At 38.4% G+C, this 26,820-nt stretch carries 26 protein-coding genes; 5 read left to right on the forward strand and 21 right to left on the reverse strand.

Features of this window, described 5'->3' with window-relative positions:
* Nucleotides 1–99 precede the first annotated feature (99 nt).
* The gene (gene ku, locus AMR95_RS03635; protein ID WP_058837627.1) at nucleotides 100–948 is read right to left on the reverse strand and encodes a non-homologous end joining protein Ku; all 849 of its coding nucleotides are present in this window, start codon (nucleotides 946–948) and stop codon (nucleotides 100–102) included.
* Nucleotides 949–1,063: 115 nt separating this feature from the next.
* Here ku and AMR95_RS03640 point away from each other — a divergent pair, with 115 nt between their 5' ends.
* Nucleotides 1,064–2,896: a DNA ligase D gene (locus tag AMR95_RS03640; protein WP_058837628.1), complete on the forward strand. Its 1,833-nt coding sequence runs from the start codon at nucleotides 1,064–1,066 to the stop codon at nucleotides 2,894–2,896.
* 67 nt (nucleotides 2,897–2,963) lie between these two features.
* Nucleotides 2,964–3,659 carry a YoaK family protein gene (locus tag AMR95_RS03645; RefSeq protein ID WP_058837629.1) on the forward strand — a complete coding sequence of 232 codons (696 nt, stop codon included), beginning with the start codon at nucleotides 2,964–2,966 and terminating at the stop codon, nucleotides 3,657–3,659.
* A 40-nt stretch (nucleotides 3,660–3,699) separates the two neighbouring features.
* On the opposite strand, the gene AMR95_RS03650 is transcribed toward AMR95_RS03645, so the two are convergent.
* Nucleotides 3,700–3,933: a hypothetical protein gene (locus tag AMR95_RS03650; RefSeq protein WP_024425111.1), complete on the reverse strand. Its 234-nt coding sequence runs from the start codon at nucleotides 3,931–3,933 to the stop codon at nucleotides 3,700–3,702.
* Between the two features lie 455 nt (nucleotides 3,934–4,388).
* A complete protein-coding gene (locus AMR95_RS03655) occupies nucleotides 4,389–5,501 on the reverse strand; it encodes a response regulator aspartate phosphatase (protein ID WP_039178848.1) in 1,113 nt (370 codons plus the stop codon).
* A gap of 604 nt (nucleotides 5,502–6,105) precedes the next feature.
* Here AMR95_RS03655 and AMR95_RS03660 point away from each other — a divergent pair.
* On the forward strand, nucleotides 6,106–6,477 hold the full coding sequence (locus AMR95_RS03660; RefSeq protein ID WP_058837630.1) for an iron chaperone: 372 nt from the start codon (nucleotides 6,106–6,108) through the stop codon (nucleotides 6,475–6,477).
* Nucleotides 6,478–6,529: 52 nt separating this feature from the next.
* Here AMR95_RS03660 and AMR95_RS03665 read toward each other — a convergent pair whose 3' ends face one another.
* Complete coding sequence (locus tag AMR95_RS03665) at nucleotides 6,530–7,111, reverse strand: undecaprenyl-diphosphatase (RefSeq protein ID WP_058837631.1); 582 nt, start codon at nucleotides 7,109–7,111, stop codon at nucleotides 6,530–6,532.
* Between the two features lie 228 nt (nucleotides 7,112–7,339).
* Between AMR95_RS03665 and AMR95_RS03670 the strand changes: the two genes are divergently transcribed.
* Entirely contained in the window at nucleotides 7,340–7,801 is a 462-nt protein-coding gene (locus tag AMR95_RS03670; protein ID WP_058837632.1) for a macro domain-containing protein, read from the forward strand.
* A gap of 87 nt (nucleotides 7,802–7,888) precedes the next feature.
* Here AMR95_RS03670 and AMR95_RS03675 read toward each other — a convergent pair whose 3' ends face one another.
* The 11 genes from AMR95_RS03675 to spoVK all read right to left on the reverse strand — a co-directional run bounded on the left by AMR95_RS03675 (nucleotide 7,889) and on the right by spoVK (nucleotide 20,591).
* Nucleotides 7,889–8,371: an immunity protein YezG family protein gene (locus tag AMR95_RS03675; RefSeq protein ID WP_058837633.1), complete on the reverse strand. Its 483-nt coding sequence runs from the start codon at nucleotides 8,369–8,371 to the stop codon at nucleotides 7,889–7,891.
* A gap of 7 nt (nucleotides 8,372–8,378) precedes the next feature.
* Nucleotides 8,379–10,307: a T7SS effector LXG polymorphic toxin gene (locus AMR95_RS03680; RefSeq protein ID WP_058837634.1), complete on the reverse strand. Its 1,929-nt coding sequence runs from the start codon at nucleotides 10,305–10,307 to the stop codon at nucleotides 8,379–8,381.
* A gap of 125 nt (nucleotides 10,308–10,432) precedes the next feature.
* Nucleotides 10,433–10,567 (reverse strand): hypothetical protein, encoded by a 135-nt coding sequence (locus tag AMR95_RS19480; RefSeq protein WP_260853792.1) that lies wholly within the window; start codon nucleotides 10,565–10,567, stop codon nucleotides 10,433–10,435.
* 2 nt (nucleotides 10,568–10,569) lie between these two features.
* Nucleotides 10,570–11,661, reverse strand: a complete 1,092-nt coding sequence (locus AMR95_RS03685; RefSeq protein ID WP_058837635.1) for a Rap family tetratricopeptide repeat protein — start codon at nucleotides 11,659–11,661, stop codon at nucleotides 10,570–10,572.
* 1,324 nt (nucleotides 11,662–12,985) lie between these two features.
* Nucleotides 12,986–14,443, reverse strand: a complete 1,458-nt coding sequence (locus AMR95_RS03690; protein ID WP_197412116.1) for an SEFIR domain-containing protein — start codon at nucleotides 14,441–14,443, stop codon at nucleotides 12,986–12,988.
* Nucleotides 14,444–14,547: 104 nt separating this feature from the next.
* Complete coding sequence (locus AMR95_RS03695; protein WP_228279915.1) at nucleotides 14,548–14,835, reverse strand: hypothetical protein; 288 nt, start codon at nucleotides 14,833–14,835, stop codon at nucleotides 14,548–14,550.
* Nucleotides 14,836–15,055: 220 nt separating this feature from the next.
* The gene (gene glnA / locus AMR95_RS03700; RefSeq protein WP_025093273.1) at nucleotides 15,056–16,390 is read right to left on the reverse strand and encodes a type I glutamate--ammonia ligase; all 1,335 of its coding nucleotides are present in this window, start codon (nucleotides 16,388–16,390) and stop codon (nucleotides 15,056–15,058) included.
* Nucleotides 16,391–16,450: 60 nt separating this feature from the next.
* Nucleotides 16,451–16,861 (reverse strand): MerR family transcriptional regulator, encoded by a 411-nt coding sequence (locus AMR95_RS03705; protein WP_039178801.1) that lies wholly within the window; start codon nucleotides 16,859–16,861, stop codon nucleotides 16,451–16,453.
* Between the two features lie 90 nt (nucleotides 16,862–16,951).
* Nucleotides 16,952–18,232, reverse strand: coding sequence for a methionine gamma-lyase family protein (locus tag AMR95_RS03710; RefSeq protein ID WP_058837638.1), 1,281 nt, complete (start codon nucleotides 18,230–18,232; stop codon nucleotides 16,952–16,954).
* A gap of 6 nt (nucleotides 18,233–18,238) precedes the next feature.
* Nucleotides 18,239–19,510, reverse strand: coding sequence for a GTPase HflX (hflX, locus tag AMR95_RS03715; protein WP_041084763.1), 1,272 nt, complete (start codon nucleotides 19,508–19,510; stop codon nucleotides 18,239–18,241).
* A 121-nt stretch (nucleotides 19,511–19,631) separates the two neighbouring features.
* Nucleotides 19,632–20,591, reverse strand: a complete 960-nt coding sequence (gene spoVK, locus AMR95_RS03720) for a stage V sporulation protein K (RefSeq protein WP_024424083.1) — start codon at nucleotides 20,589–20,591, stop codon at nucleotides 19,632–19,634.
* A 320-nt stretch (nucleotides 20,592–20,911) separates the two neighbouring features.
* On the opposite strand from spoVK, the gene AMR95_RS03725 reads away from it, so the two are divergent.
* On the forward strand, nucleotides 20,912–21,670 hold the full coding sequence (locus AMR95_RS03725) for an N-acetylmuramoyl-L-alanine amidase (RefSeq protein ID WP_058837639.1): 759 nt from the start codon (nucleotides 20,912–20,914) through the stop codon (nucleotides 21,668–21,670).
* 67 nt (nucleotides 21,671–21,737) lie between these two features.
* Here AMR95_RS03725 and AMR95_RS03730 read toward each other — a convergent pair whose 3' ends face one another.
* The 6 genes from AMR95_RS03730 to AMR95_RS03755 form a co-directional block, all read right to left on the reverse strand.
* The gene (locus AMR95_RS03730; RefSeq protein ID WP_058837640.1) at nucleotides 21,738–22,355 is read right to left on the reverse strand and encodes a hypothetical protein; all 618 of its coding nucleotides are present in this window, start codon (nucleotides 22,353–22,355) and stop codon (nucleotides 21,738–21,740) included.
* A gap of 84 nt (nucleotides 22,356–22,439) precedes the next feature.
* Nucleotides 22,440–23,420, reverse strand: a complete 981-nt coding sequence (gene nrdF / locus AMR95_RS03735) for a class 1b ribonucleoside-diphosphate reductase subunit beta (RefSeq protein ID WP_024424085.1) — start codon at nucleotides 23,418–23,420, stop codon at nucleotides 22,440–22,442.
* A 17-nt stretch (nucleotides 23,421–23,437) separates the two neighbouring features.
* On the reverse strand, nucleotides 23,438–25,540 hold the full coding sequence (nrdE, locus tag AMR95_RS03740) for a class 1b ribonucleoside-diphosphate reductase subunit alpha (RefSeq protein ID WP_058837641.1): 2,103 nt from the start codon (nucleotides 25,538–25,540) through the stop codon (nucleotides 23,438–23,440).
* A complete protein-coding gene (gene nrdI / locus AMR95_RS03745) occupies nucleotides 25,500–25,892 on the reverse strand; it encodes a class Ib ribonucleoside-diphosphate reductase assembly flavoprotein NrdI (RefSeq protein WP_008360380.1) in 393 nt (130 codons plus the stop codon). Before nrdI ends, nrdE begins: the two co-directional genes overlap by 41 nt.
* A gap of 265 nt (nucleotides 25,893–26,157) precedes the next feature.
* Nucleotides 26,158–26,370 carry a hypothetical protein gene (locus AMR95_RS03750; protein WP_003212415.1) on the reverse strand — a complete coding sequence of 71 codons (213 nt, stop codon included), beginning with the start codon at nucleotides 26,368–26,370 and terminating at the stop codon, nucleotides 26,158–26,160.
* A gap of 79 nt (nucleotides 26,371–26,449) precedes the next feature.
* Nucleotides 26,450–26,770 carry a YmzC family protein gene (locus tag AMR95_RS03755; protein WP_058837642.1) on the reverse strand — a complete coding sequence of 107 codons (321 nt, stop codon included), beginning with the start codon at nucleotides 26,768–26,770 and terminating at the stop codon, nucleotides 26,450–26,452.
* Between the last annotated feature and the right edge of the window lie 50 nt (nucleotides 26,771–26,820).

The raw sequence follows: 26,820 nt of genomic DNA on the forward strand, positions 1-26,820 counted from the left end.
CAAAGGTTTTCTATCACGCTGAAGGAAAACAAAAGGCTAAAATAAAGATCATTTTAGTCTTTTGTCAACAATTTAAGACCGCTTGTCAGCGGTCTTATTTTATGCATTCTTTTCTTTTTTCGCTGGTGTTTTTCTTTTCTTAGGCGCTGCTTTTTTCGCTTTGGCTGGTTTTGATCGGTCGATTGATGCCTGTAGTGCGGCCATTAAATCAGTCACATTGGATGCAGGATCTTTTTTGCCTGTCGTTTCTGGTTGAACGGTATGTTCTCCAGATATTTTATCGCCAATTAAATTCATCAGCTGTTCTCTGTATTCATCCTGATATACCGCTGGATCGAATGTCGTGGTCAGCTGCTCGATTAAAAGGAGCGCTGTATCTAGCTCTTTCTTGACAATGTTCTCCTCTTGGGGAATATTCGGTACATCTGATACTTGTCTAATTTCGTCAGGGAAATGAATGGTTTCCATCAGCAAAATATGTTCATAGCACCTAACGATCGCTAATTGCTCCTTGGAGCGGATCATAATTTTTGCTACACCAATTTTCCCTGATTCCTCTAAAGCTTTTCTTAATAATGAATAAGCCTTCGCTCCGCCGGTATCCGGTGATAAGAAATAACTTCTTTCATAATAGATTGGATCTATCTCTTCAATCTTTACAAAATCAATGATTTCAACGGCTTTTTCTTCATTTTCTTTTCGCAGTTTTTCTAGCTCTTCATCGTCCAATTCAATAAATTTATTTTTCGCATATTCATACGCCTTCACAATTTGTTCTGGCGCTACCTCTTCACCGCAATTGGCACATACTTTCTTGTAGTTAATGGGCGTGTGACATTCTTTATGCAGCTGTCTTAATTTAATGTCTTTGTTCTCTGTAGCGGTAAACAGCTTGACTGGAATATTGACCAATCCGAAACTAATGCCGCCTTTCCATACTGTATGCATCGCGCTTCCTCCGTTCTTTTCTCCTTACTATGTAATGTTTTCACCATACTTATGTATGTGATTGAAAATTTCATCCCACTCTAAGAACACATGATATAAGGAAGTGACATGCACAATGAAACCTATGCGATTAACACCTGCACATGATATTCCTACCGGTGCAGACTGGGTGTATGAATTAAAATATGATGGCTTTCGGGCTATTCTTGTATGGGAAGAAGACGAGATTCGTTTAGAAAGCAGGACCGGAAAACAGCTAAATGAGCAATTTCCTGAAGTGATGGATCAGTGCGAACAATTAAGAGACGAATTTGCTCCCTTTTTACCACTGACACTTGACGGAGAATTGGTCTTTTTACTCAGTGAACAGCAAAGTGAGTTTGCGAAGGTTCAGCAAAGAGGCCGGCTGAAAAACAAAGAAGCCATCCAAAGACAGGCTGAACGATTTCCATGTCATTTCATTGCGTTTGATCTATTAAGATGTAAAGGGAAACCTCTCGTTGATTTACCGTTGATGGAAAGAAAAAATCAGCTGCAGCAAGTTTTCCAAGACGCAAAGCTCCCTTCATCAGTTCAGCTGGAGCACCCTTCCCTTCTGCAGGTCATTCATACAGACCCAGACTCTGAATACATGAAAAACTTGATGACAATGTATTTAGCAGAAGGATTAGTAGCGAAAAAAAAGACGAGTAAATGGCATGACAATACTCGTTCAAAAGAATGGCTGAAAATAAAAAACTGGCGGTATGTATCTGTCATTGTAACCCGTTTTGACAAAGAAAATGGCTATTTTCAAGGCTGCATTTATCAAGATTCCGCTCTCATCGAGGTTGTCCAATTCAAGCATGGATTATCTAAAGAAGAAGAACAAACACTGCGCACGCTATTTCAGACAAAGGGCCAGTTAACAGGAGGATCATCATATGAAATTCCTCCTTCTATCGTTGCCAGCATTGCTTGTATATCCTTTGATGGATCGGCCTTAAGAGAGCCGCGTTTCTCTTCCTTTTTACTGGATGCGGATCCATCAGCATGTACATTTCAGCAAATGCTTAAACAGCTGTATCCACTCCCTACTGTTATAGACGTCACTCACCCTGAGAAACCGATTGTCCCGGCCCTTCAACTGAACAAGGCAGATTACTTACTTTATTTAAGACAAGTGGCTCCCTATCTTTTGCCCTTTTTACGTGAAAGGCGTCTTACTTTAATTCGGTATCCGCATGGCAGTGGAGACGAATTCTTTTATCAAAAGTCAACTCCTGATTATGCGCCGGATTTTGTTTTGACAGATGAAGTTGATGATATTTCTTACACGGTCTGTAATGATCCTCGTACGCTTCTTTGGCTTGGCAACCAGCTAGCGATGGAATTTCATATCCCTTTTGAAACAAGAGATACGGATCGGCCGACAGAAATCGTCTTTGATCTGGACCCGCCATCTGTAAATGAATTTCATCTAGCCATCGAAGCTGCTAAACGAATCAAAGCGCTTTTAGACGGACTTTTTCTCACAGCTTTTATTAAAACAAGCGGAGGTAAAGGGCTTCAGGTCTATATTCCTTTAAAGAAAAATGCCTTCACATACGAAGAAACAAGGCAATTCACTTCGTTTATATGCCAATTTTTATGTGAGCAAGCACCGGATCTATTTACTCTGGAACGTCTTAAGAAAAATCGCGGCAATCGCTTGTATTTAGACTACATTCAGCATGATGCTGGAAAAACAATTATCGCTCCATATTCCCCGAGAGGAAATGAGCTTGGACTTGTTGCGACACCGCTTGAATGGGACGAACTCTATCATGATGAGCTTCATCCTACTCTTTTTACGATGCCAGCTGTCATAGAGCGTTTAAAGGAAAAAGGCGATCCGTTCCGCCGCATGAGGCACCTTGTGAACGATGATGCTTTTAGACAAGTCTTACATCAGCTTGCACACATGTGACCTTCTCATCAGATGGACATCCGCGGTCATGAAGCGTTACACTTATTCATTAGAGAGGAAGAAAGGGATGACGATTTTGACCGCACATTCATTTCGTAATACAGCTTTGATTTTCTTATGTCTTTCCGCAGGAATTGTGGATGTAATTGGCTATTTAAGCCTAGGGCATGTGTTTACAGCCAATATGACAGGTAATATTGTGCTGCTTGGCATTGCAGCGGGAAGCTCTTTGCAGCTAACGGCCCTGCATTCTATCATTGCTCTAAGTGGATTCGTTTTAGGGGTTTTACTTGCAGTTGTGGTAGGCGGGAAGCATGAGAAAGCGTTTTGGCCAAAAGCCGTGACACGCATTTTTATCATAGAAGTGATGATTTTGCTTCTATTTGCTTTCATGACCATTTTCCCTTATACACAAGGTGCTTACTTTATGCTGATCATCCTTTTAAGTATGGCCATGGGCATGCAGACAGCAGCCGCTCGTAAATTGAATGTTGCTGGCATTTCCACAACTGTTCTCACGAGTACACTCGCTAATCTATTTGAAGATGCAGCTCAGCGCATATCATACAGGGAAAAAAGAAAAGCTCCTATCCAGCTTGTCAGCTTGATGCGAATAGGCTCTATTGTCTTCTATTGCCTTGGTGCGGCTTTAGCTGCATACACAGATCGTTACGATCCGTTTATCATCATTTGGCTGCCGATCATCATTCTAGGCATCATTGTGATAACAGCTGGATTGAAGCACTTTCACCAATTGAAATAGCCTCTCTTTAGATGGCTATTTCAATTAATGTGATCTTACACTAATAACTCCTCACATAAAATCCAGGAGGGCGCCCCATGATGAACGTAGAACCATATGGATATCCAGAAAATGTCCCGAATCCTCCGTACCCGGGAAAACCGCCTAAGCCAGAGAATACACCAGGGCTCAAATAATATCCGCCAAAGCCGATATGGGAACCAACTGGCCCAATATGTGCCCCGCCTCCGCTAAAACCGCCTCCATGAAAACCACCATAAACCCGTGGATACATACAATCACCTGCCTTCAAATCAGACCTTATCTCATCATATGCATGACAAAAGGGGCGGTGCTCCTGCTTTTTCTTTTCCTTCTATGTACATTAGACCAATTTGATAAAATTTGAATGAAAAGTCCTGCAAAAAATTAAATTAAGCAAAGAAAAGTGACCTTTTTAACTTGTTGCTCTGCCCTATGTTTATTTAGAATAATGGAGCAGGTAATAAATTTGCACACCCCCTTTGTTGCGAATTCTTCTTATTAAACGTTCTTGCAGCGTTTAATAAGAAGAGCCTATTAAAACACAAAAAACCCTTGCTGACGATATCAACAAGGGCGAGAGATACATGGTATTAACCACCAATGATTTTTTCTGCAACTTCGAATGAACCCGCAACGTTTTGCGTGAGAACAGACGCAGCCACTGCTAAACCGACAACAAATAATACTTTTAATCCTGTTTTCATCTTAAATCAACCCCATTCTTTTCATATGTAAATCCGCTTCTAAACTTTTGTTCAAGTAAAAAACAGACTGCTCATAAAGTGCTTGCTTTTCACAATATTTTGCTGCAAATTGTGATAGCTCTTTTACTTCATGATATTCATTCTTCTCTTCTAACTTTCTTAATTTCTCATCAATTTGCTGAAATCTTTGTGGCGCATGCGTTAAGTAAAGATCATGTACGATGCCTATTTTTAGCTGAAACACTTCATGCGAAGCATCTTTTATTCTGGCATATGCAGCCTCTATATATTGGCTTGCACGCTGCTTTTCACCAATCACACAGAGTTCCCGGCTGATCAGATACGTAGAATGGAAAAAGAAATCTGAATCATAGTACTCTTGATGGGACAGTGCTTTTTCAAGATGACGTATCGATTCCTTCGGTTTGTTCCAAAATGAATATAAAATGGCCACATTGTGATGAAGCTGAGCCAGCATAAAATCATCCTGCTCACTTGTCAAAACTTCTTCTGCCAGACGATAATTCTCAAGCGCCTCTTCATACCGGCCGATCTCTGTTAGATTCGCTGCTATAAGAGAGTATGAAAGGGCCGTTCTTCTTTCATATTGCTTGTGCCGCTTATAGACGTGGAGCGCTCTGCGGATATAGCTTAATGAGAGCATGATATGACTAAGCCGGTAGTAAAGCCATGCCACTTTAAAATCGAAATCAGCACGTTCTATCTCACTTGGAATTTTATCTAAGAGCTTTTCAGCACTTTGATACATTTGCAATGCAACCTCATAATTACCTTGATGCTGCTCATACACACCCTCATAGAAATCGAAATAATAGGCAAGACGATTAGACAGGTCATCTTCTTTTTTTCCATAATGACCCTCTATACTTTTCGTTGAAACATTGCCCTTTTGCCCTCTTAAATTGTACATAAGAATGTGATGTCTTTTCTCAAGAAGAGAATAGTATATGAGGATATCCGCATCGTCAATTTCCTCTACTGCTTGTTTCGCTTTGGCAAATAACCGTTCTGCCTCATCTGCATGATCTTTTTTGATTTCCATGTTCCAGTCATTTAATAATGATGCCAATTCCGCAACAGGAACTTTGCTCATTCTACACCCCCAATCACCTTCAGCTGCAGCACATGATTTCACTAAATATGGAACTTCTATTAGCAATTGCTAATTCGTCCATTTGACATCATTTTAATATGAATCACTTGAATCTTCAATAACCGTTTCCATTGAAAGTGCGTTTCTTTCTCCTAGTCAATGATATTTGCGAAAAAATTCCGCCTTTTTTTAAAATAAACAACTCGAGATGAAATGAAAAAAGCCCATTGTTAGGGCTTTCTAATCTTATGATGGTTAATACCGCATCATTTCAAAGACTATTTTGTACGATTCGCCTAATGATCAGTAAACTAATGATCAGCGCAGCTTTTCATTTATCCAGTTTCTTTATATAATATGATCAATCACTTACACGCCTCAGTAGCTCTAGAAGGGAAGAGCGCCGTAAAACAAATTGTAGCTGGCGGGTCGCAAGGCAAGGGTTTCAGAAGCACCGAAAAGCACATGAGCTGAGACAGGTGAAATTCCTGTCGGTGAAATTCCGTAGGGAAGCGTGTTGCCCCTAGCCTATGCTTACGAAAGGAGTGCGGGTTCGAATCCCGTCTGAGGCTTATGAGGTCGATGGAAATGGAGGATAAATATCATGCATGTGTTTGAAGAATATATCAGCAACATCGGTAACCCCGAGCTGAAGCAGCGCACTCAAGACATCTTACAATGGGTAGAAGACACATTCCCTCAATTAGAGCCAAGAATTGCTTGGAATCAGCCTATGTTCACAGATCACGGCACATTTATTATTGGGTTTAGCGTCGCAAAACATCACATTTCTGTCGCACCAGAAGGAAAAGGAATTGATCAATTTTCAGCTGACATTGTACAAGCTGGGTACGATCATGGAAAAAAGATGTTTCGCATGAAAGAAAGCTTGCCAGTTGATTATCCTCTTCTGAAAAAAATCATTGAATTTAATATCGAAGACAAAGCGGATTGTTCAACGTTTTGGCGAAAATAAACAGTACCCCGATCTCAGCCGTTAACAGATCGGGGTATTTTACTGCTGCATGTTATTTAGTTCTCTTCCCTACCAATTTCTGTTCAAGCCACTCATAGCATGACAAGATGGAATTAACACTTTTTTGAAATATCGGCAAATATACAACAGCAGCGGCTGTTAAACACGCTATAGCAGCTCCTACGAAGACATCAAATGGATAATGAACACCTACCCAAACCCTTGAAAATCCAACAGCACACGCAATGATCAGCCAATAAAAATGGCGTTTATGAAACAGCCAAAAGATCAGGCAAATCGAAAAAATAAAGATCGTATGATCACTCGGAAACGAGTTATTCACTTCTTTTTGAATCAAAAGATTGACGTGGCTCATTTCTGCAAAGGGCTGCTGATTGAAATAAAACACTCCTGCAATTTTGCCAAGTAACTCTGCCAATATGAAGGTCAGTCCAGCAGAAACGACCATCGCCCTATTGTACCTACTGCGATTTTGAAACCATACAAACAAACACATGAGCGCTGCCAGCAGCACTGTATATTCAGCTAGTCCAATAAATATCGGATTCAAGGAACCATAATCAATACTGAGCTGATTCACCCACCTAAATAAATCTTCATTAAATCCCCGCATCTCATTTCATCCTTTTTTACTTGATTTATGATAAGGATAATTGAAATGAGATGTCTGCCTCCATCGATCGAACGAACAAACCATGGAATCATATGACAGGTTTGTCACTTTACTGTCACTTGAACATCATGTACTAACTAAAAACTCATCAAAGGCTATTAAATCACAGGAACAAAACTGTTATAATAGAACATAAGTTTGCATTTTATCAAAAAGGGGTTACTGCATATGATCAAAACGGTAGACGGTAATATATTAGAGGCAAGCGAAGACATCATTTGTCACCAGGTGAACTGTAAAGGAGTCATGGGAGCTGGATTAGCGAAACAGATCAAAAGCAAATATCCGAATGTGTTCAAAGATTATAAACAGTTATGTACAGAACAAGGAGATGACTTGCTAAGCTCCATTCAACTCATCACAACAAAAGATGGAAAAACAATTGCCAACTTATTTGCCCAAGCTGGGTATGGAAGAACAAGAAAGCAAACCGACTACGATGCATTACGTAGCTGCTTTCAACACCTAAAGGATACAGTGACACATTCACCTGAAGAGAAAAACCAGACGTCCATCGCCATTCCATATGGGATTGGCTGCGGCTTGGCCGGTGGCGATTGGACGATTGTTGAAGAGATGATTGAAGAAGAACTGGGTGATTGTGAGGTGACGGTTTATCGGTTTAAATAAAGAGAAGTTTTATTGTTAATTAAAAGTAGTCATTAAAGAATAAAAGCACCATTCTGCCTGGAACGGTGCTCTTTCTATGCAAGTAAACTAGTTATCATTCTTTTCTTTGTTCTTAATATATTCAATCACAAATTCTCGATCTTCCTGATCTTCTGGAAGTATTCCAATATTTTGATACATCCATATCTCCTGTTTTTGAACTTCATCTATTCCATCTTCTAATATATTTGAAAAATCATATTCGATGGAAAACTCCCCTTTGTTATTTAATTTTAATGTTGCACTAGTCCACACATCAGTATTAATTTCTTTATCATTAACCCACAATTCTTTAAACAAAGCATGTAAATTTAGAAGTAAATCTTCATAAATATTTTCACTTACATTAAACGTTTCTGGAATATCATGAGAATAGATATACTCTTTATCACAGTCTGTTTTAAAGAAAAAAAACACTTCTGATGAATCTTCGAGTACTTCAGCATAAAGAATAATTTTATACCAATCAGTTGGTATAATTTCATTAACCTCTTCTGCGATTTTCTTAAATAGATCTGCTTGATTTTGCACCTTTTTGTCAACCTCCTGCTTGATTCTGTATCACAACAGTTCTTTTCAATTTTCCCTCTATTGTATAATTTACTTTAAATTCTGTTGGCCTCAATGAGTCACTATTGTATAGGGGTTTAATTTCTACGTTAACTTTTTTGGGCGGGTTTGCACTTAGAGCCTTTATCCATGTTTGCTCCATCTTGTACCATTTCCCACCGCTTCTATTAATCTGTGAATTCATCGGAACAAGGTTATCAATATCCCCAGAACCTTTAAAAATAGAGGCAATCAAGTGACCTCCGTCATCATCTAGTAATCGATCAGGCTTTCCTGAATTGGATTGAGCATATTGGTTTCTTTTAACCTCTCCGTATTTTAAATCACTTGCTTCGACTTTGACAATACGTCCGTAGTGATCGGTTGTGTAGGTGTAGCCTTGCTTTGTTGAATAAACAACATTTGGTTTTAACACTTTTTTACGTTTCCATCTCACATAGTGATCTCCGTAACTAACAACGGTTGGTGGTGATTTTGGTGCTGGTAAGCGTCTGCCTGTTTTAGAGATTCCATATACAGGTTGATTGTCCAGGCGTTTTGCCATAGAGAGGAGTTTATTTTTGAGATTTTCTCCGTCAAACACGTTATACGGCAGCTTCGGGCCGCCAGCCATTTGAAACTTTGGTGAGTATGGCAATAGATTCGGAATAGAAACTCTGTCTAATGATTTTGCTCCTTGCTCAAGGCCTTTCTTCACCGTCGTTTTGGCTGCTGTTGTCCCCGTTTTTGTAATGGCACCTGCCCCTTTAGAACCAAAGACGATTTCTGCTAGAGAACCAGTTGCATAGGCAAACCAGTGTGATCGAGAATATGCATCACCATCGATGACTTCTTTTTGGAATGAGTCTGAAATCGCCTTTCCAATCGCTTTCGATGTTTCAATTGGATGTGAAACAGCCGTTACGACCGATTCAACGGCACCTCCAGGATCTGTCACAAGATCATAGATGCCAACTACCGTATCTTTGGCCACATCATATAGACCAACTGCTGCTCCTTTTACAACATCAACAAACCCCTCTGATGCTTCTTCCTGCGCTTTGACCTGGAGAAGCTGGCTGTAATACATTTTTTGATCGTAAGAAAGATTTTCATATCCAATTTCGTCTACAATCTCAAAGTATTTTTCCTCTGATATACACGAAGGATCGTTGAGTTTTTCTTTCAATTCTTTGATTCTTCGTTTCTCTTTTTCTTCTATTTTCACCTTTAAATATGCTTTCACTTGAGCATCGATTTTATCATGATTCTTGTACACATCTGTCTCATGAAATGCTTTTGCATCGTAATACATTGGCTGCGCATTTTTCCCTTTTCCTGTAGCAGCCATCATTTTTGCATAAAAAGTTGCGAGGTGTTTTTCGACCGCTTCTGATTTTGCGTATTCTGTTTTTAGCTCATGATCTATTTTATGTACAGCATCAATGGCCTCTTTTCTTTTTTTGTTCGCATCATCTAAATGTTCATTGACCTCTTTACTTGAAAATACATTCAGTTCTATGAGATCACTGATGTCGTCAAAAATAGTGGATAGGGCTTCTTTTTGTTCCTTGACCATATCTTTATTGTTTTGAATGCCTTGTTTCAATTGAGCATCTAAAAAGTGCTCATCAATAAATGTACTCCCGCCTAACGATTCATCATCAATCTTTCCTTTTACCCCATCTAAAAAAGCTTTTTGCATATCAATAAAATCAAGATAAGTGTCTGTGTAAAGCGCAAGATCCTCATAAAAGGCTTTGATATTGTCTGCACCTTTTCCAGTAAATTCATCACCTAATCCTGACACACTTTTTAATGCTTTTTTCACATGCTGCATTTCGTCTCGAAGCTCCTGATAGGCTTTTGACCTTTGTTCGGCAGCTGACAGTAAAGATGGAGCATCTAATATTTTCATATAAAAAAGACTCCTTTTATGGAATATTCTTTTACTAGAATACCATAAGGAGTCTGACACTTTAATCCACTTAATCGTTTTTTAACCAATTATCCTCCGTAGTGTGGAGTAAAATCTTATCCCTTTTATGATCCTGCACCTCTAGAGAAAAGCAACACTACCTCATTTTTAGCATTTGCCTGAGTTTGTTCTCCAGCAGGCATTCCAAGAATTGCACATAATAGCAAAGCAGTAGTAATCATCATCATTATTTTTTTCATGATCATATGACCTCCTTTCCTATTAGCGTACAAGATTTTAAAGCCAATTCCAAGAAGTAGTTACTTTCTTCATAAAGATTTAACTTCTTATAAATGGAGGCAACATCAGGAGCTAAAGCCTCTATATCAACATATGCTTTTCTTTCTTCCAAAAGACATAGCCCTTTCTTGATATCTTCATAGCTTTCCTGTGGTGTTGTATAACATTTCTCAAGGATATTGAATTTCAACATAAAGTTTGTGTTCTGCTGTTCTTTAGAGAAGTTTTTCCCCTCAGTAACCCAACTTATTGCCTGATCCAACTGATTTGATTTGTAGCTTGATCTTGCAAATTCATACGCACATTGTAAGTATGAAACAGGAGCTGACTGTTTTAGATCATCTGCCGAAATTGCTTTGTTAAAATATTCAATTGCTTCTATATGGTGGTCATCTTGAATTTTGAGAAATCCCAAATCATAATAAGCCAAAGCTAACAATCTCTTATCATTCTTTTCAATCAGTCTATCGACACAATCCAAAAGTATCCGTTCAGCTTTGTCTAGTCTACCGTCATCAATCAAATTCAGTGCCAACAACATATTACAGTTTATGGTCTGTATGCTGTAACCTTCATGACCTTTGTAGATGTCCTTTGCTGTTTGTAGATGATGGTGAGAAAGAAGCGTGACTTTATTGAAATAGTAGAGTGTGCCAATTTTATAATGGAACTCAGCCTTTTCAATTTCATCATGTACCTTGTCCAACTGTCTCTCAGCTACTCTGAATAGGACTAGGGCTTCTGAATAGTTATTCTTTGCACTCTCATACATACCTTTGAAAAGATAAAAGTAAAACCTTAGCATGTCATCTGTTTTGACTCTTTCATTTTCTGTTATTGTTGGTTGCCCCACTAAATCTTCCATCAGTACCTTAAATCTGTAATCAAGAATATTGAAATAGAGTAACACATCTTGATTTTCTTCCATTTCGCCTAACATTTGTTGAATCTCATCCCTCAGCTCTACTGCTTGTGAAACTTCCCTCTTTTTAATATGTAAATACCATTTGTTGAGCGTGTTTGCTACATCTACAGAAGAAATCAAATTCGACATCCCATTACCCCCTTGCTATCATTTCCTTTGTATAATTTTAACATGATATTTACAACATATGTAAAGTCAAGGCGTTCATTTTAAAAATTTTCGGTATCCCGCAAAATGCAAACATACTTATATATAAAAGGTATGTTTTATGTAGAGTGCTTTAAAAGAGGAACGACATGGGAGAGTAGAGAATTAAACATAGGTATCCTCTAAGACAGGGAGTAAAAGAGTCTTTGATGCGGAACATATTTCTCAATATAATATATGTAATTTGTAATGTCTTAACCCTATTAAATCAATATAGAACCCTCATCTTAACTATTGTTAAATTATCCATTGGTGGTCATTTGGGTGGTCAATTCACATTTAATTTAGTCCTTTTTGATTTACTGATTATTGATCAATTTTAATAGGAATTATTTAGTTTGAGCTACAGGATAATACCACTTGTTCCCTATCTTGTTCTAGCTCCTTGTGTTCCAGAACAGTTTTTCATTGTCTAGCTTCTTTAAGTGTTTCTCCAATTCATCTATGTAAAGTTTTCTAACTTCTTCTTCATGAATTTTGATGTTTAACATTTAATTCCTACTTTCATTTTTTCTTTTTAATACGACAATTTATAAATTAAAGAACAACAAATAAGGTGTTGGCCTCATACCCCATCCATAATGTAATTCCATCAATTGACCTTCTTGATTTATGTGTTATACTTTAAAAAACAAATGTTGAAGATGTCGAATCAAACAGAAAGGTTCAAATCCTTTCTTGCCAAAGTTAACATTTAAACTCCTTATCTTTTTAAAATTATGCTTAGTCTTGATTAGCCTGATAATTTACGCAATTTCAAATGGAGTGATTTCAATGACAACTATATACTTTTTACAGATTTTTAATGCTATTTTTAGTTTCTTTGGCAATTTGGTACAGTTGGTTCGATTCCTTGAGCTTTTGTTTCTATCCTTCTCATATAAAGAAGTATTAATTTCATATACATATACAATTTCAAAATAATTTTTCTTCAACTTCAATTAACTTATTAAAATTCAGACATCCCCTCACATTCCACGACCAATCATATATACTCATGTAAATCACACTCTTTTTTTAAAAAATTTTTATTTTTATATTAATTATTTCATTAATGAAGGAATATTAACAGATAATAACGAATTGAAAGTAATATTCAAGTCAGGCATATTGAACCCTTATTAAAAACAAACCAGTTCTTTTGAATAATTAACAGGACTGGTTTGTTTTCTTACTGTATATACGATTAGACTTTATCTATTAGGATTTTGTACCTTCATTAAAATAAGGTGAAAATCTATAACCTCTACTTATACTTACAAATTGATTCTGAATCTATATGAAAATTAATATCCGGAATACCATCAAAAGATCCAGGATACCCACCCTTATGTGGATACTCTAAGGCACTGACTAATTTCACAAAACCTTCTTGGTCGTCTACTCCAAATAAATGTTTTATTTTCTCAAAAAATCTTTTAGATTCCATTCTTTGAAACATTTCGATTTTTCCTTTCGAGTAAAAGTACCCATGAGGAAACCAAACTCTAGAGACTTCATCATCAATATTTTTATGGCATGAAATATAGTAAAGAATTAAATCCGTATTACCAAAATCGTTTGAAGTGTAATTTTTCGGTAATCTTCTAGTCATCTTTACTGCACTATAACTCCAATATGCAATTCCAGTTTTTAGAACCTGTATCTCATCTAAAGCTTTTACATATGTATTAAATGCTTCAAATCCCACCCCTGTTTTTCCGTTATTCTTATATTTATTGAAAACCCAATATCTCGAATATAAAAATTCATTTAGTAATTGAAAATTGGAGTGTCGCAATAAAATCATAACTACATTAATAAAAACTTCTTTTATGAAAAATTTATATTGATCAAATTGAATGATTGCATAACTGCCTTCAGTTAAAGACTTAATTTCAATAATTTGATTAAAAAATTCTTCAAAGAACTCCATTAAAAAATCTACTTTTAAAGCCTCATTAGTAATTAAATACTCCATTAAATTAATTAAATCATTTTTTAAAATTAACATGTTATCAATTTTATTTTCTATTTCTTGGGCAATTGAATCATGATCGTCTTTGTCAACAATTTTAAATTCTTCTAAACTATTTATAAATTCCCTTTTAAACTCAATTGTGTACGTTTTTACTTTTAAATGATTATCCTGAAACATAGCCTTCTTTATTTCGCTTATTAATGATTTCAACTTGTGCCCATTAATCTGTTCATCTTCAAAAATATATTCCGGAGGTACTCCTAATTGAGGTTTTCTATTTGCTGGTCTTTCAAATATTACTCTCAATAATTGTTCGTAGTTCTGATGATATAGCTCTTCATTAGAAAGATCTATATATTTTCTACTTTCCATATAAGTTGGAATGAAATCCTTACCATCATGGTCTCGTTCCGCAACTATTGGAATAAATTTTTCTTGATTCGCTTCTGAATAGACCTTTGGAGTTATAATTTGGGTTTCTGTTCCTACTCCACCTTTTCGCCCGTTTGCTTTTTCTTTATAACCGTTTTCACAGATAATCAAAACTTTATCAATTGAAGAATCATTGACCATAGACTCCATAAATACAAATATATCTTGGCCTTCCTTAAGATCCCATTGATCCAAGATGACTTCTACACCATCTTCCATTAATCTTGTTGCGAGTTCGTTCCTTACCCAATCTACTAGTGTATCAGTTGTCCAACTATATGATATAAATACTTTCTTTTGCTCTCTTTTCACAGAATCACCTCTAACCTTTATTCGTCTATCCATCACCTATTATCTCTCAAAATTTTGGAAAAAACAAACAAAAACAGGTATATAGAATACAGTCTATACACCCATCATACCTTACCTTTCATTTGCTTTAATCCTTTACGAATTGTTTGCAGTGTATTATTAGCCCCTTTTTCATCACCAACCATTTTATCAATGTGCATATTCACTGAATAATTGTTCGAAACATTTTTGGACTCTAACACTTCAAGTCCTAGAACTGAAAGTTTAGGGTTAGCTACTGAAGAAGCAACATTGTTAAACATACTTTGTATTGACTCGTAGCTCTTTGCTATTACTCCCATAATTCGATCTTCTACCTTTGTTTCTCTAGGTAGCTTAACAGCTTTAAGCATGTTAAATGAGTCTTGTTTATTAAGGACATTTTATCCATCATTCTGAGCCACCAGTCTTAAAACGAGCGGTCTTTTAGCTTTGTATGCTTTTGAAATTATCTGTTGAATTTGGTGAACAAAAAGTGGTCAATCCTCATTTTGGTTGTGATCATTATAAATTTGACCACCAAATCCTATTTAAAAACCCCCTGAAGCCAATGGCTCCAAGGGGTTTTCTTTATTAATACTGAGACATATACTGATCGCGTTCCCATGGGTGTACTTGGGTGCGGAACATATCCCATTCGATTTCTTTTGATTCGATGAAGTGCTCGAATAGGTGATCGCCTAGTGCGTTGATCATGACTTCGTTTGATTTTAGCAGCTCGAGTGCTTCTGCAAGTGTTGCAGGAAGGTCAGCGATGCCGTTTTCAAGGCGCTCTTCTTTGTCCATGACATAGATGTTTCTGTCGATTGGTGCTGGTGCTTCTAGTTTGTTTTTGATTCCGTCTAGACCTGCTGCAAGTAATACGCTTAGTGCAAGGTATGGGTTTGCAGATGGGTCTACGCTGCGCACTTCTACACGTGTGCTGATGCCGCGTGATGCCGGGATACGGATCAATGGGCTGCGGTTTTGTGCACTCCATGCTACATAGCAAGGTGCTTCATAGCCAGGTACAAGACGCTTGTATGAGTTAACCGTTGGGTTTGTGACTGCTGTAAAGCTTGTTGCGTGCTTGACGATACCTGCGATAAAGTGTCTAGCAGTCTCGCTTAATTGTAAATCTGCTTTTTCATCAAAGAATGCGTTTTTACCATTTTTGAATAATGATAGGTTACAGTGCATACCAGATCCGTTTACACCGAACAATGGTTTTGGCATGAATGTCGCATGAAGACCGTGTTTTCTCGCAATGGTTTTGACAACGAGTTTGAATGTTTGAATGTCATCACAAGAACGGATTGCGCCTGCATATTTGAAATCAATTTCGTGCTGTCCTGGTGCTACTTCGTGGTGAGATGCTTCAATTTCAAAGCCCATTTCTTCAAGTTCTAGCACGATATCACGGCGGCAGTTTTCACCTAGATCTGTTGGTGCAAGGTCAAAGTATCCACCTTTATCGTTTAGTTCAAGCGTTGGCTCGCCTTTTTCATCTAATTTAAATAAGAAGAATTCTGGCTCAGGTCCAAGGTTAAAATCACTAAATCCTAGTTCTTCCATTTCCTTTAAGATACGCTTTAAGTTGTTACGCGGGTCTCCATCAAACGGTGTCCCATCTGGCTTATAAATGTCACAAATAAAGCGTGCAACTTTACCTTTTTCTGCTGTCCAAGGGAAAATAACAAATGTGTTTAGATCTGGGTATAGGTACATATCTGATTCTTCGATACGTACGAATCCTTCAATAGATGAACCGTCAAACATACATTTGTTATCGAGAGCTTTTTCTAACTGGCTCACAGGAATCTCAACATTTTTAATTGTTCCGAGAATGTCTGTAAATTGCAGACGGATGTACTTTACGTTTTCCTCATTTACTAATTTTACGATATCTTCTCTTGTGTACTTTGCCATTTCGTAAAACTCCTCCCCTACAAAAGGTAAAATGTGTATAGCAATGCTTTTGCTAATTGGTTAACGGAAGAACCTTGACATATCCCCCTGCCTAAAGGTCGTTCCTTGTTGGAAACGTCCAGCCTGAATGAGTTCCTTCTTCAGCAGCTTCCTGAGTTCATCATCTGACAAGTTGTGCTTAGCTGTGGTTTTTTCCTCCGTCTTTTTATCAGACGATGGATTTTCTGCCTCAGCTTTGGCAAAAAGCTTTTTGATTCCTGCCATGTTTACACCTTGTTCGATGAGGTTTTTAATTTCTAGTAATTTATCAACATCATGAAAAGAAAATAATCGGCGGTTTCCATCACTTCTTGCTGGAAATACTAAACCATTTTCCTCATAATAGCGAATTTGTCTTGCAGATAATTCTGTTAGCTGCATGACAATCCCAATTGGGAATAAAGGCATTGAGCGGCGAATGTTATCACTCATCTCAACTGTCTCCTCCTCTTTGCTTAAATTTATTATATGTCATGTTATATTATGTGTCAACAACATGTTAGGAATATTAACATGGTTTTTTTATTGAGCAGGCACTTCAATAAAACCTTGATCCAATAAGGCATCGACAGCACTGCAAATCGCATTTTTCACATGGGCATACGTGAGTCCGCCTTGCACGTAGGCAGTATAAGGCGGTCTGATCGGACCATCGGCTGATAATTCGATACTGGCTCCTTGTACAAATGTGCCCGCTGCCATAATGACATCATCCTCGTAGCCCGGCATATAGCTTGCATGTGGAGTGACGTGACTGTTAATCGGAGATGCATACTGGATTGCCTGACAGAACGCAATCATTTTTTTAGGATCTCCAAATTCGACAGATTGAATTAAATCCGTTCTTTTCGCATTCCATGCTGGGTTTGTTAGGAATCCGAGCTTCTCAAGAAAACGAGCCGTAAATACTGCGCCTTTTAAGCTTTGAGCCACAACATGCGGCGCCAAGAAAAAACCTTGATACATTTCCTGGAGGGCATACAGCGATGCACCCGCTTCACTGCCGATGCCCGGAGATGTCATTCGATAAGAGCAAGCTTCGACCCATTTTTCTTTTCCAACGATGTAGCCGCCTGTTTTGGCAAGACCTCCGCCTGGGTTTTTAATAAGTGAACCGGCCATGAGATCAGCTCCAACATGACACGGCTCTTGTAATTCAGTAAATTCACCATAACAGTTGTCTACAAACACAATGATCTCTTCATTAATCTCTTTCACAAATGAAATCATTTGCTCAATTTCTTCTATTGTAAAGGATGGCCTTGACGCATAGCCTTTTGAACGCTGAATGCCGATGACTTTTGTTTTAGAAGAAATCGACTCTTTTACTTTGTCGTAATCGACTGATCCATCTTGAAGCAAATCAATGGCTTTGTAGTCAATCTGGAAGTCTTTTAATGAGCCTGTCCCTTCTTTCCCGCGAATCCCGACAATTTCTTCTAGCGTATCGTATGGTTTTCCCGTCATGTAGATCAATTCATCGCCAGGTCTCAGCACACCAAATAAAGCAATGGAAATCGCGTGTGTGCCAGAAATGATCTGCGGACGGACAAGGCCGCTTTCTCCTCCGAAGACATCCGCATAAATCTTTTCTAACGTGTCTCTCCCCATATCATCGTAGCCATATCCAGTTGTTGGATTAAAGTGAGAGTCACTGACTTTATGGTTTCGATAGCTTTCAAGCACCCGCCACTCATTTTGTTCGCTCGTTTGATCAATTTGCTGATGCACGTGTAAAATCTCTTGTTCTGTTTCTGCTGCTGCTTTTTCTAAAATACTGCCGTGTTTTAATGTGTGAAACATCTTGATTTAATTCCTTTCCAACATATACTTCTTGATTTGACCTAAAATGGTCTGATCCTCACCACTATATCCGGTGATATCGTAAATTTCTGCTTCTTTTTGAAATTCTAGTGATTCCACAAGCGTTTCTGATTTTAATGCGGAGATGAGCTTCCCTTCATACGCTGGAATCTTCACATGATATGGCTTTAAAAAGGCTTTTTTCAGCTCAGCCATAATATCCGCTTTTAACCTTTTTACATCTTCTTTGCGTCTAGCACTGATTAAGATGTGGCGATGCTTTGAAGATGGGATGAAATCTGGTCGGATTTGATCTTCCTTATTATAAACAGTCAGCATCGGAATACGGTCCGCTTCTAATTCTTCTAAAAGCTCATGAACCGTTCGTTCGTGTCCTTCATAATCCTCATTAGAAGAGTCGATGACATGAAGCAAATAGTCGGCTTCCTTCACTTCTTCAAGGGTGGAACGAAATGCGGCGATCAGTGTGGTCGGAAGGTCTTGGATAAAGCCAACCGTATCCGAAATGAGCACACTGTAGCCAGATTCTAATGTCATCTTACGTGTCATTGGGTCAAGTGTCGCAAACAGCAGATCCTCTTCATGACTATCTGCTTCTGTTAATTGATTAAACAAAGTTGATTTTCCGGCATTCGTATACCCGACAATGGCAATTTGGAACACACCATTTTTCTTTCGGCGTTCCCGGTATCTTGTTCGATGTTCTTTGACTGCAGATAACTGCCCGTTAATTTCGTGAATGCGGTTTCGAATATGGCGTCTGTCTGTTTCAAGTTTTGTTTCACCTGGACCTCTTGCGCCAATTCCGCCTCCCTGTCTTGAGAGGCTAATCCCTTGTCCACTTAGTCTCGGCAGGGCATACTGAAGCTGGGCAAGCTCTATTTGCAGCTTCCCCTCTCTTGTACGGGCTCTTTTTGCAAAGATATCTAAAATCAATTGCGTACGATCAATAATTTTTACATCTAAAGCAGTCGCCAAAGCTTTTAGCTGGCTTGGAGAAAGCTCGTCGTTAAAAATAATGACATCACATTCGAGCTCCTCGCAAAGCACCTCAAGTTCTTCTACTTTCCCTTTACCGATATACGTTGCGCTGTCTTGTCTATTTCTCTTCTGCGTCATCACGCTGACAGCTTCACCGCCAGCCGTTTTGGTTAAGGAAGCTAATTCTTCCATTGAGTATTGAAAGCGTTCATCCGTTACATGCGGCAATTGGCAGCCGACAAGGATCGCTTTTTCAGTCATTTCATGTTCATTCAACGTCAGTTGTTTCCTTTCTGTACTTAAGTTTTCAGTAGTACCATCATACCAAACAGATCACACGTATACCACTATTCGGATGGTTTATTTTAGTGACTCTTTATAAAAAGGATACGCCATTTCAAGAAGGCGTATCCTCTTTCATTTGAAGATCGTGACTTTTAATGGTCAGCAGATCTTTTTTATCATAATGATCCACAAGAAGCAGTCTCATCGCCTGGGTTCGTATGGCCTTTTCAATGGTGTTTCGCACAAACCGGCCATTGCTGAATTTTGCCGGGCTTGTGGTACTTTTAATGTGCATTAAATAATCCCGCAGCTTCCATTCAGCTTCTTGGGTAAATACATATTCTCTGTCCGCCATCATTCGTTTTGCAATATCCATGAGCTGATCGACTGTATAATCAGGAAAGCTGATGTTGATTGGAAATCTTGATTGCAGACCGGGGTTTAAAGAAAGAAAATGATCCATTTCTTTGGAGTAGCCAGCAAGAATCAGAATGAATTCGTGCTGTTTGTCCTCCATATGTTTTACAAGGGTATCAATCGCCTCTTTTCCAAAATCTTTTTCTCCTCCGCGTGCAAGAGAATAGGCTTCGTCAATGAACAAAATACCGCCTAGTGATTTTTTAATTAAATCCCTTGTTTTTTGCGCTGTATGACCAATGTACTCTCCAACAAGATCACCGCGTTCTGCTTCAATTAAATGACCTTTTGAGAGCACATTCATTTCAAAGAAAAGCTTCCCGACAAGTCTTGCAACTGTGGTTTTCCCTGTGCCAGGATTCCCTTTGAACATCATATGAAGCGCTTGTTTTCCTACCTTTAACCCTTGTTCCTGCCGTTTTTGATTAACAAAAATCCAGGCATAAATCTCTTTTATGTTTCGTTTCATTTCATCCATACCGACAAGGCTGTTCATTTCACGCTCTATTTCCCGTAAGATGCTGTGTTTTGCCTCATTTTTCTGCAAGGCTTCTAGGTATTCTGCCTCTGAGTCTGCATCAACCAATACTTGCTTTTGTCCGTTAAGTATAATATTGATTTGGCCGTTGTTTTTATATGTGACAGCTCGCTCCAACGTATTCACCTCTCGCTCTTCTCTCTTTATTCTATTCGGGTGGAGCTGTAATCGTGACAATCGCCCGCTTAAGCCCAAGTTTGCTGTCAAAATGACCCGAGATACCGAATATTGTAGGGATTTCTGCGGTTTCCCAGGAAATGATGTGCTATTTCCATTGTATTCATCCCGTTTGGGCGGACAAACCAACAATTTGTTTTTTCTTAGAAAAATGTAGCTTTTTAATCACAAATGATGCAGAAAAGAGTCTCAATGATTTCCGCATTTTGTACAGGCAATTCTTCTATTTTCTCATAAAATAAAGACGAGGTGATGAATAGATGGTGAAAATTTTTATTGATCCTGGCCACGGAGGAACAGATTCTGGAGCTAGTGCTAATGGACTTTTGGAGAAAAATATAACACTTCAAATCGCGCTTTTACTGAGAGACATTTTGATTAGTGAATATGATGGGGTTTCTGTCCGCTTAAGTCGTTCAACTGACCAATCCGTCACTTTGTCCCAGCGTACGAATGCAGCAAACAGCTGGGGAGCTAACTATTTCGTGTCTATTCATATTAATGCTGGCGGGGGTACAGGGTTTGAAAGCTATGTGTATCCTGGCGTTTCAGCACCGACCACCACGTATCGCAACGCCCTTCATGATGAAATTGTCCGCTCAGTTGATTTTGCTAACCGCGGCAAGAAAACTGCGAACTTCCACGTTCTTCGTGAAACTTCTATGCCCGCTATTTTAACAGAGAATGGTTTCATTGATACGACAGCTGATGCTAATAAGCTCCGCAACGCAACCTTCCTTCAAGGCATCGCTCACGCTCATGCGACTGGTCTAGAAGAAGCCTTTCAATTGAAAAAAAAAGCAAGTAATCTTTATAAAGTGCAGGCAGGAGCTTTCAAAGTGAAAGCCAATGCAGATGAATTAGCAGCTACACTTAAATCCAAAGGCTTTGACGCATTTGTTGTATTAGTCGGAGGTATGTTCCGAGTACAGGCCGGGGCTTTCCGTACAAAGCAAAATGCAGATGACCTCGTCGCAAGATTGAAGCAGGCCGGTCATGACGCATTCGTTTTCCAATAATTTTAAGCTGTTGTAACGAAACAAACCGGCTCAAGTCTTCTACTGAGCCGGTTTGTTGTGTATTTATTTACGCTAGGATATTGACGACAAATTGAGACCATGTTTCAAGACGATCGAAGTATTCAGGCTTTTTCAAATCGGCTGTTTTCATCCATTTTCCTGAAATTTGATCTGTTTCTTTTACTTCTACATGAGCACCAGGAGATAGTTCAAGCGCTGATAACAGTCCAATGTGCACACGGCCGACACTGTTGTCATCGTCATTGATTAATCCAAGGGTTTTCATTTCAAGTTTGTCTTCTTCTTGAATTGAAAGTTCTTCGTCCAGCTCACGATCCGTATTTTCTTTTAGAATCTCAGCAAAGTTTTTTCCTTCAACGAAATTCATATGCCCCCCAAAGCCAAGAGATAACTTATGATGTAAGCGAGTCTCTCCTCCTCCTTGAAGTCTTTCGTATACATATACTTCGTCCTCACGCTTAATCACAACATAAGGAATCGGCTGCTTGAAGTCAGGATTTTCTTCTGCATCGCCTCTTCGCATCTGCTCGAAGTGCTCTTCGATTTCTTTCATAATGGTGCTGATTGTTTTCTCTTCACTGTTCACACCATTAAACGCAAGTGTTTCATTTTGGAACACGCGCGTACGCGGTGCAACTAAAATGATTTCGTCCATTTTTCCCATGTTCGGTAACCTCCAGTATGTAACACATTGTTAGAAATGGCAAAAAGCCAAAACGAGTGATGCGTTTTGACTTTTACGCTTTCCTTATGATTCATCTCCAAAGAAGAAGTCGTCATCTTTTAACGGCTCAACTGTTGCTTTTTTGTAGCCGTTCCCTTTCATTGAGAAGAAGTCATGCGACTTTGTTTTTGTATTGAGTCCGTTCAATACAATAGGGTTAATCTCTTCTTCTTCAAAATAAGGGGCAAATCCAAGGTTCATTAACGCTTTATTGGCATTGTAACGAATGAACTTTTTCACATCATGCGATAAATTGACTTGGTCATAAATATCTTCAGTGTAATGAAGTTCATTTTCATAAAGCTCGTTCAAGAGGTCAATTGAGAAATCATACAGCTCTTTTTGCACGTCAGGTGTTTGTTTGTTGTAAATTTCTTGTGCTAATAATCCAACGTACACACCATGAATCGCTTCATCACGCAAAATTAAGTTGATGATTTCACCGCTTTGCATGAGCTTTCCTTGCCCATAGAAATATAGCGGGTAGTAAAAACCACTATAAAATAGGAAGCTTTCTAAATAAACAGAAGCCACCATTGCTTTAAAGAGAGAAATAGGATCGTCCTTTTGAATCGAACGGTATAAACTGACAATCATATCTGCTTTCTTTTGCAGGAATTTATTCTTCTTGACCCATTCAAACACTTCACTGATCGTTTCAGTTGGTGCGAGTGTCATGAAGATATTGGAGTATGATTTCGCATGTACCGCATTTTCCATCATTGCCATAAAGTTTAATACCGCTTTACGCTGATGACCATCTACATGCTCAGCCACAATCGGCATCCCTGTATTTCCTTGTTCTGTATCAAGTAAAGTCAGTCCAGCAAGCACCTTCATGTACGTATCTCGCTCTTTTTCACCTAAATATTTCCACGTCAAGAGATCTCCGTTTAAGGAAATCTCTTCTGGAAGCCAGAACTGCTTCACATTTTGGTTGTAAAACATTTGTGTAAAATCGTCTTCGTGTTTTGACCAGTTGGCTGCATCATAAATTTTTGTCACGTTAAACTCTCCTTTAATCAAACAACACAAGAAAGACAGCCTTCCTGCCCTGTATCCTTCGTTCTTGCATAATAAAGTGTCTTAATGCCTTTATGGTGTGCATAAAGATCGATGCGGTTTAAATCACGCGTTGTCATCGTATCTTTCAGGAATAGTGTAAAGCTGATTCCTTGATCGACGTGCTGCTGAATTGTTGCGATCATATCGACCACTTTAAACATGTCCATATCGTACGCTTCTTTATAGAAGAACCAGTTTTGCGCTGAAAGACCCGGCATTGGGTAATAGGTTTTGCTGTTGCCGTATGTTCTTTCTTCGATACGTTCCATAATTGGCATCACAGAGGCTGTTGCCGATTGAACATAAGATATGGAACCTGTTGGTGCAATACATAAACGATAGCTGTGATACATGCCATTTTCCGCTACAAATTCTTTGAGTGCTGCCCAGTCTTCTTTTGTTGGAATGTGCATGCCTTCAAATAGTGCTGCTGCTTTTTCTGTTTTTGGTGTGAAATCAGTTTCCACGTATTTATTGAAGTACTCACCAGTTGCATAGCCAGAGCCTTCATAACGATGGAATGTTTCTCCTTTTTCTTTCGCAAGCTCACTTGAGCGTTTAATTGAATAATAGTTCACCATCATAAAGAACGTATTTGCGAAATCTCTTGCTTCTTCACTTTCATAGGCAATTTGGTTTTGAGCTAAATACCCATGAAGGTTCATCGCACCAAGTCCGATTGACTTCATCGCTTTGTTCGCTTTTCGAACAGCTGGTGCATTGCGAATGTCTGTTGTTTCAGACACAAGCGTTAGTGAGTCTGTTGCAAGCTTAACCGTTTTTTCGATCGATTTGTTTTTCATGACATTCATGATATTTAATGAACCGAGGTTACAAGAAATATCAAGACCGATTTCATCTTCTTGATCATAGTCCGTGTAAGAAGAAACCTCTGACGCCTGAAGCACTTCTGAGCAAAGGTTTGAGAATTTCACTCGTGAAATATGGTTCAAAGCATGCTCTCTGTTTACATTATCTTGGAACATGATATATGGATAGCCTGATTCTGAGCGTAGAACAGCCAATTTTTCAAGAAGCTTTCTCGGATTGACTTTTTCTTTTTTAACTTTCGGGTTTTCTACAAGCTCATCATACATTTCTTCCATGTCCATCTCATCAAGATGCTGTCCATATTCTTTATAGACGGTATGCGGATAGAAAGTGTAAGCTGTTTTATCTTCTCTAGCAAGCTCGATAAATTTATCCGGGATGACAACTCCAATGGACAGTGTTTTCACGCGAACATCTTCATCGGCAGAGATTTTTTTCGTATCTAAGAAATCATTGATATCTCTGTGGAAAATATTCAGGTAGGCACTGCCTGATCCTTGTCTTTGCCCCATTTGATCTGCATATCTGAATGCATTATCAAGAAGCTTCATCACGCCGACGACACCTTTTGTCGCGTTTTCTACATCTTTGATTGCTTCGCCTTTTGCACGAAGTTTTGACAGGTTCAAACTCACGCCGCCGCCTAATTTTGACAGCTGCATTGAAATATCAATCGCTCTTGAAATATCGTTTAGTGAGTCATTTACTTCAAGCAAGAAGCAGCTCACAAGCTCACCGCGTCTTTTACGTCCAGCGTTCAAGAAGGTTGGTGTACTTGGCTGGTACTCTTGATTGATCATCAGTTCTACAAACTCAAGTGCTTTTTCTTTATCCCCACCCGCAAAGAAAAGTGCTACAACTGAAATGCGGTCTTCATAGCGTTCAAGGATTTTCTTTTTATCATTTGTTTTCAGTGCATAGTCATTGTAAAACTTAAATGCACTCATAAATGATGGGAATCTAAATTTTTTGGCATACGCAGCTTCAAAGACTTCTTTAATATCTGCCATGCTGTATTGTCTTAAAAATTCTTCCTCATAGTAGTCGTTTTCTATTAAGTAATCAATCTTCTCTTCTAGATTGTGAAAAAAGACCGTGTTTTGATTAATGTAATCTACGAAATAACTATGTACAGCTTCTTTGTCCTTATCGAACTGAAACTTTCCTTCTTTTTGAATCATAATTTCGTTATTTAATTGTATCCACTTTGGAACCTGATTTTGTGACAATTCTTTCTACCTCCTGTGTAAACAATTCAACATCCCTTTTTGTTCCGCTTAGTTCAAAGGTGTGCAAAATAGGAACTTGATATTGTTTAGAAATCGTATCGGCGCTTTTTGCAAAATTATCTCCCCACACTTTGTTGCCACTCACCGCAACACCTAGTAAAAGGTGAGCATTTTTTTCTAAAAAAGACTGAGTGGTACTAGGGACTTGTCCAAATCCTGTCGTAAAGGTGACGAGAATAAACGGCGTATCCAAAAACTCTTCTCCAGTCAATTTTCGTTTGTCTGTAAAAGGGGTCTTGTCCAAAAAGCGTTGAACATTTCCTGTTTTTGAATCAAATACGATTTGAATCAATTCCATCACGACCTAGTTTTTAGTATTGTTGATCATTTCGCTATTCACTATATATAGTATACTATGTTTTTTCAAAACACAACATATAGATGTTCGAAACGAAAAAAATCAACCAACCCGGCCGAACCTTCATAGCCGAACTCGTACGTTCAAATAAATAGAGCAGAACAGGATCTAAAAATAGACTGCTCTACTCCCTATTCAACTGAAACCGAAATCTATCATAACACGAAAAAAAATCGCTTAGTAGACTAGACTTTTTGTTTTATTTTTTGTAGGCATCGCACTGTAAATCTTCTGACACTTCTGTAATTTCCACTTCAACACCTAATTCTTTTAGCACCGCTTCAAGCGCAGAGACGATTGAAGCTTCTCTCACTAATTCTTTCCCATTTACAGAAACACTTGTTCCATATTCGAAACAGGAATCGTCTTCACAAGTTTGTTCCCAATGATTAATTTTAATTTTATGTGTCATGAACTCATCCTTTTCTGTCTAGATGTCTGATGCATGATTATAGTGTAGCGGCTTCACATTCATTTGTAAATTTACGTGCTTACTCTTCATCATCAAGACCATCATCATATTCTTCGTCATCCCATTCATCTATGTATTTCGTTGTAACGAGAGTCAGTTTTCCCTCTTTTTCATCAAATCGGTACACATGTACTTGATCATCTTTCAAAACAGCAAAGTGATTATTTTTTAGTGCAGCAGATGATCGTAAAACTCCATCTGCATTTTCATGAGAATGGTTATTCCAACTTTCTTGTCTCGTTTCAATGTTTGAGATAGCGCACGATCCAAACAAGACTACAATTCCAATCAAAAGGAGGATCACTCTAATCCTTCTTAATTCAAGCTCTGCATTTTCCATATGAATCCCCTCACCCTTCTAATATCCAATAAGGAATTATACGGAAAATT

Source organism: Bacillus sp. G1(2015b), from assembly GCF_001482475.1.
Classification (GTDB): Bacteria; Bacillota; Bacilli; order Bacillales; family Bacillaceae; genus Bacillus; species Bacillus safensis.

What these genes read in the sequence shown, in the direction of transcription:
- AMR95_RS03645 (WP_058837629.1), top strand. Translation starts at nt 2,964, where the DNA reads ATGACGATTTTGACCGCACATTCATTTCGTAATACAGCTTTGATTTTC.
- AMR95_RS03640 (WP_058837628.1), top strand. Translation starts at nt 1,064, where the DNA reads ATGAAACCTATGCGATTAACACCTGCACATGATATTCCTACCGGTGCA.
- AMR95_RS03705 (WP_039178801.1), bottom strand. Translation starts at nt 16,861, where the DNA reads ATGAGTGATAACATTCGCCGCTCAATGCCTTTATTCCCAATTGGGATT.
- AMR95_RS03730 (WP_058837640.1), bottom strand. Translation starts at nt 22,355, where the DNA reads ATGGGAAAAATGGACGAAATCATTTTAGTTGCACCGCGTACGCGCGTG.
- ku (WP_058837627.1), bottom strand. Translation starts at nt 948, where the DNA reads ATGCATACAGTATGGAAAGGCGGCATTAGTTTCGGATTGGTCAATATT.
- AMR95_RS03725 (WP_058837639.1), top strand. Translation starts at nt 20,912, where the DNA reads ATGGTGAAAATTTTTATTGATCCTGGCCACGGAGGAACAGATTCTGGA.
- AMR95_RS03710 (WP_058837638.1), bottom strand. Translation starts at nt 18,232, where the DNA reads ATGTTTCACACATTAAAACACGGCAGTATTTTAGAAAAAGCAGCAGCA.
- AMR95_RS03680 (WP_058837634.1), bottom strand. Translation starts at nt 10,307, where the DNA reads ATGAAAATATTAGATGCTCCATCTTTACTGTCAGCTGCCGAACAAAGG.
- AMR95_RS03665 (WP_058837631.1), bottom strand. Translation starts at nt 7,111, where the DNA reads ATGCGGGGATTTAATGAAGATTTATTTAGGTGGGTGAATCAGCTCAGT.
- AMR95_RS03650 (WP_024425111.1), bottom strand. Translation starts at nt 3,933, where the DNA reads ATGTATCCACGGGTTTATGGTGGTTTTCATGGAGGCGGTTTTAGCGGA.
- AMR95_RS03660 (WP_058837630.1), top strand. Translation starts at nt 6,106, where the DNA reads ATGCATGTGTTTGAAGAATATATCAGCAACATCGGTAACCCCGAGCTG.
- AMR95_RS03685 (WP_058837635.1), bottom strand. Translation starts at nt 11,661, where the DNA reads ATGTCGAATTTGATTTCTTCTGTAGATGTAGCAAACACGCTCAACAAA.
- AMR95_RS03670 (WP_058837632.1), top strand. Translation starts at nt 7,340, where the DNA reads ATGATCAAAACGGTAGACGGTAATATATTAGAGGCAAGCGAAGACATC.
- AMR95_RS03755 (WP_058837642.1), bottom strand. Translation starts at nt 26,770, where the DNA reads ATGGAAAATGCAGAGCTTGAATTAAGAAGGATTAGAGTGATCCTCCTT.
- AMR95_RS03750 (WP_003212415.1), bottom strand. Translation starts at nt 26,370, where the DNA reads ATGACACATAAAATTAAAATTAATCATTGGGAACAAACTTGTGAAGAC.
- AMR95_RS03655 (WP_039178848.1), bottom strand. Translation starts at nt 5,501, where the DNA reads ATGAGCAAAGTTCCTGTTGCGGAATTGGCATCATTATTAAATGACTGG.
- glnA (WP_025093273.1), bottom strand. Translation starts at nt 16,390, where the DNA reads ATGGCAAAGTACACAAGAGAAGATATCGTAAAATTAGTAAATGAGGAA.
- AMR95_RS03695 (WP_228279915.1), bottom strand. Translation starts at nt 14,835, where the DNA reads ATGCTTAAAGCTGTTAAGCTACCTAGAGAAACAAAGGTAGAAGATCGA.
- AMR95_RS19480 (WP_260853792.1), bottom strand. Translation starts at nt 10,567, where the DNA reads ATGAAAAAAATAATGATGATGATTACTACTGCTTTGCTATTATGTGCA.